The 11,216-nt window shown below is 51.7% G+C and carries 8 protein-coding genes; all 8 read right to left on the reverse strand.

What is annotated here, in order from left to right; genetic code table 11:
* A partial coding sequence (locus tag OXG87_15195; GenBank protein ID MCY3870893.1) for a hypothetical protein occupies nucleotides 1-199 on the reverse strand: 199 nt, incomplete at its 3' end.
* An 84-nt stretch (nucleotides 200-283) separates the two neighbouring features.
* Entirely contained in the window at nucleotides 284-1,780 is a 1,497-nt protein-coding gene (gene cobA / locus OXG87_15200) for a uroporphyrinogen-III C-methyltransferase (protein MCY3870894.1), read from the reverse strand.
* Between the two features lie 145 nt (nucleotides 1,781-1,925).
* Entirely contained in the window at nucleotides 1,926-4,904 is a 2,979-nt protein-coding gene (locus OXG87_15205) for a leucine-rich repeat domain-containing protein (GenBank protein ID MCY3870895.1), read from the reverse strand.
* A 469-nt stretch (nucleotides 4,905-5,373) separates the two neighbouring features.
* On the reverse strand, nucleotides 5,374-7,458 hold the full coding sequence (locus OXG87_15210) for an alginate lyase family protein (protein ID MCY3870896.1): 2,085 nt from the start codon (nucleotides 7,456-7,458) through the stop codon (nucleotides 5,374-5,376).
* Nucleotides 7,455-8,387 (reverse strand): hydroxymethylbilane synthase, encoded by a 933-nt coding sequence (gene hemC, locus OXG87_15215; GenBank protein MCY3870897.1) that lies wholly within the window; start codon nucleotides 8,385-8,387, stop codon nucleotides 7,455-7,457. The genes OXG87_15210 and hemC overlap by 4 nt, the downstream gene beginning before the upstream one ends.
* Nucleotides 8,384-9,676, reverse strand: a complete 1,293-nt coding sequence (gene hemA, locus OXG87_15220) for a glutamyl-tRNA reductase (protein ID MCY3870898.1) — start codon at nucleotides 9,674-9,676, stop codon at nucleotides 8,384-8,386. Before hemA ends, hemC begins: the two co-directional genes overlap by 4 nt.
* Entirely contained in the window at nucleotides 9,664-10,284 is a 621-nt protein-coding gene (locus OXG87_15225; GenBank protein ID MCY3870899.1) for a bifunctional precorrin-2 dehydrogenase/sirohydrochlorin ferrochelatase, read from the reverse strand. Before OXG87_15225 ends, hemA begins: the two co-directional genes overlap by 13 nt.
* A gap of 3 nt (nucleotides 10,285-10,287) precedes the next feature.
* Nucleotides 10,288-11,112: a cytochrome c biogenesis protein CcsA gene (gene ccsA, locus OXG87_15230; GenBank protein MCY3870900.1), complete on the reverse strand. Its 825-nt coding sequence runs from the start codon at nucleotides 11,110-11,112 to the stop codon at nucleotides 10,288-10,290.
* Nucleotides 11,113-11,216: the final 104 nt, after the last annotated feature.

Below are 11,216 nucleotides of genomic sequence, written 5' to 3' on the forward strand. Positions count from 1 at the left end.
TCAATTTCTGCGCGTAATTGATAGAGACCTGCAACTTCAAAACGCCATCTTCAGCGACAATATTTTGCGTGCGTTGCAGCACCAGACCTGCCAGACTATTCTCGCCGCCTGTAAATTCTATACCCTGTGTCAGAGGTCCAGCAATGGCCGAACCAACCAGACCCAGCCCTAAACATGTCGCAATAATCAAACGTTTCATGACGCTTCCTCCTGTTGTATGAAAGTGTTTGCACTTCATCTATATAAATTTACTACTTACCAGCAGGTATGTCAACCGCATTTTTTATTTAAAATATGTTACAATCGCTTTTACAAGACCAGAAATAGATACCGATGTCTCGTCGAGTTCGACGACCACATCAAATCCCTGTGCAACTGCGGTTTGGGCTGTGATAGGACCAATACACGCCGCTGGCAAATATTTCCAATTTTGCCGCGCCTTTTTTAACAGACTCACCAGATTTACAACCGTAGAAGAACTCGTAAAAGCGATCAGATCAATAGCCTCTTTTTCTACCAATTGCAAAAATTCTTCGGGCAAGTATTCGGGCATAACCGTTTTGTAAACAACAACTTCACGAACTTCCCCGCCGCGTTCTCGGAGCTTATTGGCGAGTACATCCCGAGATTCTTCGGGACGAGGCAGCAAAAAACGCTGGCCAGAAAGATCTGTGCCAAAAGCCGCGAGCAAGCCTTCTGATGTGCGGTTCACCGCTTCGAGATCTACATTGAGATGCCACTCGCGCACCCGGGCTGATGTCGCCGCGCCAATAGTCGCAATTTTTACCTCACCCAATGTGCGTACATCTCTGCCTTGCTTAAAAAGACGCTCAAAAAAGCGATCGGTTCCGTTTGTACTCGTCAAAACAAGCCAATCAAATGCATGAATATCTGTAATGGCATCATCGACATCACACCAATTTTCGGGTTCCGAAAATGCAATCGTCGGCACCTCCAGCACTTGTGCGCCCAACGCCCGTAACATGTGTACCAATTCACTCGCCTGCGTGCGCGCCCGTGTCACAGCAATCGTTTTGCCGAACAAGGGTTTAGCCTCAAACCAATCCAGATCCATCGCCGCGACCTTCCCAACGACAATCACTGCGGGATTGGTCATCTCGACGGCGCCCATCTCCCCCAATGTCGTTCTCACCGTCTGTTGCAATGGCAACGACCCCCACTGTACGGCTGCAACGGGCGTTTCAGGCGGGCGCCCTCCCGCGATGAGACGTCGGGCAATTTCACTGCGTTTTTGTGTGCCCATCAAAATCAGGAGCGTGCCGCCCACTTTTGCTAACCCCTCCCAATCAACTTCTCCTTCTCCTTCAAGCGAAGCCGTTGTCCCTGTTACAATCGTCACGTGTGGGGATATACCGCGATGCGTCACGGGAATACCTGCATAAGCTGGTGCTGCTATTGCACTGGTAATACCTGGCACAATTTCAAACCGGATCTCGTGGTCTCTCAGAACTTCAGCCTCTTCTCCACCGCGCCCAAAAACAATGGGATCGCCCCCCTTTAATCGCACCACAGTCAATCCTTTTCGGGCAAAATTGACCATCATCTGGTTAATCTCATCTTGCTGCACGCGCTGAAAACCCGGGCGCTTTTCCACATTGATACACTCGCATTCCCGCCGCGCTTCCTTCAAAAATTCGGGATTCGCCAACCCGTCATACAAGATCACATCGGCTTCCCGAATCAGGCGCAGCCCCTTCACAGTTATCAATTCCGGATCGCCCGGCCCGGCACCTATGAGATATACACATCCAGTTGGCATAAACAGTCCATATTCTGGTCTTGACCGTAGGCTTCCACAGCCATCGTAGCATTTTGCAATCAAAATCGGCCCTCACCAATCTCAAGATAATACAGATGGCGCAATGAAGCAAGATGCTGGTCTTTCAACCTCATAGTCACATAGCTCACCTCCTGAAATATAAATCTCTGCCAGTACTCTCCCTCCCGGTCAAATCGCTGATGTTCGAGTTCCGCGCTTCAAGGCGCGTCAAGCTCTCCATCTCTGCCCGCGTGATCGGCACACCATTTACCTTGCCCAGATTGTCCTCAATGACTGCACGAAGGTTTGCATCTGGGATGGTAACCGACGTACTGCCATTGCCACCACTGATACGCCCTGAAATATCCAGCGCGATACCGTGTGAATTACCCAATCCCGTGACGAGGTCTTCCACATTGGTACCATCCAGGTTAGATCGCCGGATCTTACCACCGTTCGTCCAGTACATTTTGCTATTGCCCACATCCAGCGCAATGTCGAATGGATCACTCAATCCTGTGGTAACGAGGTCTTCCACATTGGACCCATCCAAGTTAGATCGCTGAATCTTCAACTTCTCAGCACCAACGCCATCGTCTCCCCAGTACATTTTGCTATTGCCCACATCCAGCGCTATGCCTACTGGATCACTCAATCCCGTGACGAGGTCTTCCACATTGGACCCATCCAAGTTAGATCGCTGAATCTTATCCGCAGACCGATCCGTCCAGTACATCTTGTCGCTATTCACATCCAGCGCGATGCCGAATGGACCACGCAATCCCGTAACGAGGTCTTCAACATTGGATCCATCCAAGTTAGATCGCTGAATCTTGCCCGTGCCATAGTCTGTCCAGTACATCTTGCTGTTACCCACATCCAGCGCTATGCCCTGTGAATGACTCAATCCCGTAACGAGGTCTTCAACATTGGATCCATCCAGGTTAGACCGCTGAATCTTATCAGTGCCATAGTCTGTCCAGTACATCTTGCTGTTACCCACATCCAGCGCTATGCCAAGTGGACCACCACGCAATCTCGTGGTTAAGATGACAAGGTCTTCAACATTGGATCCATCCAGGTTAGACCGCTGAATCTTGTCCGTGGTATAGTCCGTCCAGTACATCTTTGGCGTGCCGCTGCCGTCACCGCAATCGACAACGCCGCTCTTGTTCTCGATGCCTTCCAGCCACGCCTGGAACGCCTCATCTGTCGGCGCGCACAACCCCGTGTCTGCAAGATACAAATACTGGAGGCTGGCGAGACTGGTGAACGAATCGGGTAAGGGGCCGGAAAGACCGGCATTGTCAGACAGCCCCAGACTTTGCAGGTTGGTGAGGCTGCCCAGCCAAGAGGGAATACTGCCCGTCAACTGGTTGCCGTCAAGAAACAGCACTCTCAGGTTGGTCAAGGAAGACAGTGGCGAGATGTCTGAGATGCTGTTGAAACGAAGATAAAGATTTGTCAACCCGGTAAAGCCAGATAAGGGTTTGATAGCCGAAATTTTGTTGCGGGAAAGCTGCAGCCAGGCCAGACTGGTTAAGCCGGACAGAGACGATATGCCCGAGACGTTGTTGCCATAAAGACTCAGTACTGTCAGATTGGTCAAGTTAGATAGTGCAGACACATCAGAGATGCTGTTGGAGCTAAGATTTAGCCATGTCAGATTGGTCAAGTTAGACAGTGGCGAGATGTCCGAGATGCTATTGCTGTTGACAATAGTGTTATCCACAACTTCGTAACCAAGATCCAGCCTTGTCAGACCAGTAGCAAACTCAAGCCCTTTCAAATCGCTGATGTTCAAGTTCGGTGCATCAAGGCGTGTCAAACTCGTCATCTCTACGGGAGTGATCGGCGCACCGCTCGCCTTGCCGAGCTTGTCCTCAATAATAGCGCGCAGGTTCGCATCTGGAATAGAAACACCCGTTGGTCCACCCCCACCAGGCGGTTTACAGGTGGTGTCGAATACATCGACAAAGAGCAGAAAATCTGCCACATCTATACCCCCGCTGCTGTCCATATCCATCAGCGCGTTGTAAGCAGCATCACCTGATCGCGTGCCAAACACCTCACCAATGAGCAGAAAATCTGCCATATTGACGATCCCATTGTCGTCAAAATCTCCAGGACAGATGTACACTGATGTAAAGGAAAGCTCCGCGTTGGACACATCCACAGATTGTAGTGTCCCACCTGCAACAGCGAGGAAAGCACTGGTGACGCGCAACTTGTCTTGGTCGCTCAGCACGCCGATCACCTTAAGGTCTATTTGACCCAGATACCCCGTCATAGGCACAGTCTCGGCCGGGAGAAACAACCCACTCAGCGTCGGGTTGTCCGATACAGATGTTCCAGGGAATAGGTCGCCACCCGTCCAATCACTGCCGGATATGCTGCTGATAAAATGGGCAAATGTCTTGCCCTGTAAGGCCAGTTCGAGTGTGAAAGCCTGGATGTTCTGACCTGCTGCATTTGGTACAAAAAGCTGAATTTGGAGGGTATCACCCGGCCTTTTGTCTGTGAAGATCAGCACACTGTTGTTCTGTGCAGGACTTTCAATCTGTGTATCCAGATGAAGTTGGGACGGTGGACCAAGAGGCGGACGGACAGAATTAAACGTGACCGAAGCTGTTACGGGAACTGGAACAATACCAGCAGTACTGACCACCTGGGCCCCTGTAATACTGATGGAAAATTCCATATCCGTTACATCTACGGCTGTGGTAAAGGTAAGCGAGGCCTCAGCTGGCACCGACAGTGTTCCTCCTGGCGGAGCGGGTATGGTAAGTGTCGCACCCGTTGCAGTATCGGCTTTGAGAAGGCCAAGCGGCACAGCAGTAAGACCTACAACAGATGTATCGAATGCCAGTGCAACATCTATAGCACCAGCAGCGGCAATCCCCGGAATATCGTTAACACCTGTTTGGGAAATTTTAACCGTAATGGTCGTGCCCTGCCCAGCAACCGTGCCTGCTGTGCCGTCCGTGACATGTTCAAGCGACACACTCGGACCCTGTGCAGAAGCCTGCCCTGCAAACACAAGCACCGACAGGGCGAGCGTCAAAAGGAATTTGGGAAAGAAAAGAAACTTATCTGTGAAAGTCCATGTTGGTTTGTGTATCATATTACAATCCCTCCCTATAGGATAGAAATGCAACGCTATCGGACAGGCAAAGGGCACTGCCCCTTACAATGCATCTGTTGGTAAAATTTGCAGTACTTCATTAGTTTTAATTTTACATCGGATGATACATACGTTTGTATCAACTTACAAAAAATTTTCCTTGCAAAGTCAACTTTTGCACGACCGCGTAACATCAGTTAGCGAGTTGCTGTGCCGATTTTGAAAAATTCGGGGAATAGAGAGTAAAATATTGTTTTTATAAAACTTAAAACATTTTATATAAATGGTATCCGCAGCAGAAGTTGCCGACAGATTCGATGTTGACCTGTGTATCATGGTTCTGTTTCCATCCTTTAAGATACAACTACAGCGCAGTGTTGCGGATGATGGGGACGATGTCCTTGTAATGCATAGAATATAATTTGGTAAATTTGAGAGTCAAAGAAAATATAAGGACATCTGATGGGTGTCATTTCAGAACAATGCGCTCTGTTTCTCCCCACGCCGTGACGGTGGCCTCAATTCTACCGTCAACCACCTCGCCTTGAACCGCTCCGTCTTGACATTCTCCCGAGACCATCAACACCAGAAATCGCGCCTGCGCCCCGGCATCAATCTCCTGAACGAACCGGACATGGCAAGTTTGCGCTTTTTGTGCCGACATATCCGGTCGATAGGTCAACGGGACCATGCTCGGTCCCCAATCGATCTCCACATCGCGAATCGCGTTCGACCACGCGGGTGCCAGCCTGATGCCTGGATCACAGGTACTTACAACCATGCGATTTTCTGTTTCGCGCAACTCGTTCGGGCAACGCAGCGTCCAGCGTAGCGTGTGCACAACATCACTTTCCGCGGCATCCAATAGATCGTAAATTAAAAAATACTTTCCCTTTTTTAACAGCACCGTACGTTCGTGCAGCACCCCCTTCGAGCGCAGGTATCCTTCATGCGAGATGCGTACATACGTTTCCGCTTCTTCATCTCGCCAATCGAGCAACCGCCCCCAGATTCTTCGTTTTTCACCCGGACGCCAGAGGTCCTGATCGTCCTCGTCAATCCAAACTGTATTCTGCCCCCGCGTGCCATAATACCAGGTGCGATAATCCGGATCGCTATATGCAAATGGGGATCCAGGAGACAGGGCCGCCGGACGGCCTTTCACCCAGGCTGAAAACGAAGCCTGCGCCCCGTAAGCATGTCCGCCTTCCGGATGCCCGAAATCCAGGATCAGCACGTTCGCCTCGCGATCCCACCCGTCGCGAAGCACGGCGATACCCGAATCGGGAAACAAGTGTGAAGCCGATGCAGGTGCCCTTTGCTGCACACCCATTGGATTCGGAACGCATAGATCGTTCAGTATTGTATTGCCCCAACCCGGCCCTCCCTTCTGAACCGGCACAAACTGGGGATGGTACCCACGGTTGATGTGCCACTGAAGCACCGGGTCTTTGAAGAAGGTATTTCCCGAAGCCAGAAATGCGGGCCAATCCTGTGCGTACACCGCCGAATTAATTGCTGGCGTAAAACCATCCGGTGTCAGAATCTCAGCCAGAAACCGGTGCATCGCCAGAAACCGCGCTCGAAAAGGCTCGGTATCGTAGAAGCTGGGTAGCCCGCGACGGGCCAGAATCATCTGCAGGGTTGCAAATGACCGGATGACCGTCTTGTGATATTGCGTGCAGATTTCCTTTTGAAACCCATCTGGATAGACCTGGTTCAAAAGCAACACGTCCTGAATCTGTCGCCCCGCTTCCAGCCAACCCTCTGCAGCATCCCATTCCGGGAGCAACGCTCCGACACCGCCCATTCCACCGCTACCCGAAGCAATGAAATTTAGCTGCTGCTGCCACTCCACTGCGGTCTGTGAAGCCACTTGTCCATGCAGATGCTGCGCCAGGCGCCAGATCAGGATAGACGCTGCCCGACAATCTGCCACTGTCCATTCCGGATGGGCGCGCAACGCATACAGCGCCTCGCCCAGCGCCTTCAGCTTCAACCCGACAGACAACGTATTCCAAACCGCATAAATTCCCCCCGCCTTCATCCCCCGATTCAACACCATCGCCTCGTCGCGAATATCATCGATCTGGTCGAGATAGCTCTGCACGCAGTCCGCAACCGCCCGCACATATTTCCCCTCGCCGGTCAACATCGCCGCCCGTATCGGCCATCGAATAAAAAACATATAATGCAACCCACCCCAGTTCATCGTCCGATCCGGATTCGCGCTCCAATCCAGTCCGACCCCCGGCACATAAGGCACCGTGGATTCCCCGTACACCATTTTTTCATCAATCAGCCGATCCGACTCCTCAATCCAGACCCGTGACAATCCCGGCCAGTGCGTTCGCATGGCGTCACCGAATCGTTCCGAATCAAAATGCCATGTTGGTTTGGTCCTACCTGCCAGATAGGCATGCCAGGCGTGCCAGGCGGCCGCCTCGCTCTTTGGATCCGACACATCATCCGGCAGCACCAGCCCCGAAACGCCGCGTTTTACCTGCCTCCAGAATGCCCCGGCATCGTAAATAGGCGGTTCAAATTCGTTCACCACACCCTCCCATCCCGACCTAAAATCTCCCCCGCCCCCTGCTCGATCAAACCCTTTGCAACGCGCACGCCCAACTGCTCGGCAGATAATGCGTGTCCTTCTGCCCTCTCTGACATCACCTGACGTCCATCGGGAGTGGCAACAACGCCCGACAGCAACAGAACGTCAATAGAAGCCGCGTCAAAAACCGCATAGCCTCCAATCGGAACGCGACAACTCCCCCCCAATGTCGCCAGCATCGCGCGCTCTGCGGTAACAGCCTGTTGCGTTTCAACGCAATTCAAAACACCGACGAGTTCTGTAATCCGCTCATCCTCTTCTCGTATTTCTATCCCCAGCGCGGCCTGCCCGGGCGCGGGCAAACAGATATTCGGGTCGATAAAATCCGCAATGCGGTCTCCCAACCCCAACCGCTTCAAACCCGCTGCGGCTAAAATAATACCATCTAAATTTCCCGTTTCGAGCTTTTTGACGCGCGTATCCACATTCCCTCGAATCGCCACAAAATTCAAATCCGGACGCACGTGTTTCAATTGTGCCTGTCGCCGCAAACTGCCCGTTGCAACCGTCGCGCCTTCTGGCAAAGCTCGAAACACCCAATTATTTTTGCTGACCAGTACATCTCGTACATCTTCGCGCGCACTCACGGCGCCCAAAACCAATCCCTCTGGCAATCTGGTCGGCAAATCTTTCAAACTGTGAACCGCCAGATCAATGCTACCCGACAGCAGCGCGTGCTCAATCTCCTTTGTCCACACCTCTTTGCCACCAATCTGCGACACAGGCGTTTCCGAGAGTCGGTCTCCCTCTGTTTTAATCACCTCAATCTCAATACTGAGATCGGGATATGCGCTCGCCAGTTTTCTCTTTGCCCAATTGGCCTGCCACAAAGCCAACGCACTGCCCCGACTGCCAATAACCACCTTCATGAGTTGCGCACCTCTTCAATCTCTATGTCCTCAACCACCAGATCAAACAAATATGAAAGTGCTGCCACATAAGCTCCACCATCTTCTTCCTCGCCAGCTTCTCTGAGGCGCGTCACTGGTTTGTGCAGCACCTTATTCATAAATCGGCGCATCAAATTGGCAACCTGAGCGCGTTGATCATCTGAAAATTCACTGAGTTTGGCCTGCGCGAGTTCCGAATCCATAAAAGATTGAAAATGTCCACGCAGAGCCACTATTGCGGGAACAACCGATAGGGAATTTATCCACGCAGAGAAGTTCTCCACCTCTTCTTCTATAATTGCACTGACTTTATCCGCTTCAATTTTTCGCTTCTCTAAATTTGCGCCAACAACGGACTCCAGATCGTCCAGATCGTATAAAAACACATTGTACAGGTCACCAACTGCCGGATCGATATCGCGCGGCATGGCAATATCGATCAAAAACATCGAGCGATTATTGCGCTTTTGCATCGCCGCGGCCACATGGGGGCGTTCCAGAACATAAGTTTCCGCGCTCGTAGAACTGATAACAACATCTGCCCCGTGCAAATTTCCTATCGCATCGTCCCAGGAAATGGCGCGCCCGCCCACGCGCACTGCCAAATTTTGTGCCCTTGCTAACGTGCGACTCGTCACCAGCAAAGACTTCACCCCATTGTCGGCGAGGTGCCGCGCCGTCAATTCACTCATCTCGCCAGCGCCGAGCACCAGAGCCGTATGCCCTTCGAGATTGCCAAAAATTTTCTTTGCGAGTTCCACGGCTGCAAAACTGACGGAAACCGCACCCGTTGCAATCTCCGTTTCCGTGCGCGCCCGCTTTGAAACCTCGGTCGCAACGCGAAATAAACGATTCAGCACGGCTTTGCTCGTTCCCATAGATAGTGCAGCAGCTCCCGCCTCTTTTACCTGACCGGCAATTTGTGGCTCGCCCATGACCATAGAATCCAGCCCACAGGCGACCCTGAAAAGATGACGCACGGCTTCTGCATCGCGATGGACAACCGTGTGCTGTCCCAGTACACCAGCATTCAATCCACTTTGCTCGCTCCACCCGGCGATCACAGCCGCGCGAGCAGCGTGAATATCCGTCGTAATGCAATAGACTTCCGACCGATTACACGTCGATAAAACCGCGCATTCGATGATCTCAGGCACGCTGGAAAAGTATTGGAGAACCGCATCCAGAGCCTGGGGCAATACCGCGACCCCATCTCTTATTTCAACAGGTGCCGTGCGGTAACTCAGCCCAATTACTACGAGAGACATACTTCAATCCGCTCCTCAATTTCATCCCACTTGCCCTTGCGCGCCAGAGCAAGTGTATCATCTGTTACCAATTGTTGCCAGAACGCTTGCCGACGCTCTGGCGCGTTGGGAAATCGCGCATAAACCCTACGCCTTAAATCCGCCATCACATCCAGTAACTGTCCATCATCCAAAAAAGCCTCAATGTCTCGACGCAACAGCCTGGCGTAAGCCGGACTATTGCCCCCGGTGGAAATCGCCACCTGTAAGTCGCCACGCCGCACTACCGCGGGCACAATAAAATCGCTATCTGTAAATCGATCCGCACCGCAAAACAAAATTCCGCGGCATTTCGCTGCCGCCTGCACCGCCCGATTGATATCTGCCTGATCAGTCGCGGCAATGACAAGCGCGCTACCATCCAAATCGCCTGACTCAAATGCCCGCTGATAGAGATGGATCGCGCCTTCATCGGCCAATTTCAAAATGCCCTCGGTCGCGGTTATACCCACAACTCGAACCCGTGCCTGCGCCTCACACAGCCCGCGCACTCTGCGTTCGGCAACGCGACCCGCCCCAACCACAACACACAATTTATCTTCCAATTTCAAAAACACGGGATAACGCATGGTTTAAGGCCCTAAATTGTGGGGACCAGAAAACAGAACGCCCATCACTGGAAATGCCAGAATTACGAAGACAAAACCCATGATAGACAGAAAAGCCGCCCGCTTTCCCTGCCAGCCACCCCACCACCGTGCGGCGAGATTGCCCGCATAAATAACCCAGGCAATCAGAACGGGGAAAAACACTGGCTCGCGCCAAATAGAAAACTGCGAAAGATGTTGAAATGCCCACACCGAACTGGCAATAGTTCCGCCCGTCAAAAAGACAAACCCAAAAGTGGCAGCGCGGTTAGTGATCTGATTTAACACCTCGAGTGAAGGCAGGCGGGAATAAAAAAATCCAAAATGCTTGGCCTGAATTTCGCTCAAAAGCATCAGATACATCACACCCCCGACACAGGAAATCGCAAAAGCCGTGTACGCAAGGCCATAAGCCAGCACATGCAGTTCAAACCACCCGCCGCTATATCCCGTGACCTGAATATCCTCAGTACCCAACAATTTTGTAAGCGTCAAAACGTGCAACACCACCACAATAGGCACAATCAGCACGCCCAAAGACCGATCTCGCGTACTCACTTCGAGGTAAATATAGACAACCACAACTAACCAGGCACACAGCGATGGCAAAACCTGACTGGTCAAAGGCACTTCGCCAGCAGAAATTGTAATAACGATCAAAAGCACAGTGTGCATACACAAAGCACCCCATATTCCCCAGGCACCCAAAACGCGCCAGTACGCTTTGGGCTGGTGGAAATGTAAAGCATAACCCAGCGCACTGGCAATGTACGCCCCTCCTGTTGCAATGAGTAAGATATCAAAAATCATAGCTTTTTCCTCAATCATCCAAACCGACATCACAAAAAGAAATATACGGAACGGTGATTGCTATAATAAAGGGTAAAGAAAAAAGTTGAGTATAAAGGCCATAG

Source organism: Gemmatimonadota bacterium (assembly GCA_026706845.1).
Lineage (GTDB): Bacteria > Latescibacterota > UBA2968 > UBA2968 > UBA2968 > VXRD01.

What these genes read in the sequence shown, in the direction of transcription:
- hemA (MCY3870898.1), bottom strand. Translation starts at nt 9,676, where the DNA reads ATGTCTCTCGTAGTAATTGGGCTGAGTTACCGCACGGCACCTGTTGAA.
- ccsA (MCY3870900.1), bottom strand. Translation starts at nt 11,112, where the DNA reads ATGATTTTTGATATCTTACTCATTGCAACAGGAGGGGCGTACATTGCC.
- OXG87_15225 (MCY3870899.1), bottom strand. Translation starts at nt 10,284, where the DNA reads ATGCGTTATCCCGTGTTTTTGAAATTGGAAGATAAATTGTGTGTTGTG.
- hemC (MCY3870897.1), bottom strand. Translation starts at nt 8,387, where the DNA reads ATGAAGGTGGTTATTGGCAGTCGGGGCAGTGCGTTGGCTTTGTGGCAG.
- cobA (MCY3870894.1), bottom strand. Translation starts at nt 1,780, where the DNA reads ATGCCAACTGGATGTGTATATCTCATAGGTGCCGGGCCGGGCGATCCG.
- OXG87_15205 (MCY3870895.1), bottom strand. Translation starts at nt 4,904, where the DNA reads ATGATACACAAACCAACATGGACTTTCACAGATAAGTTTCTTTTCTTT.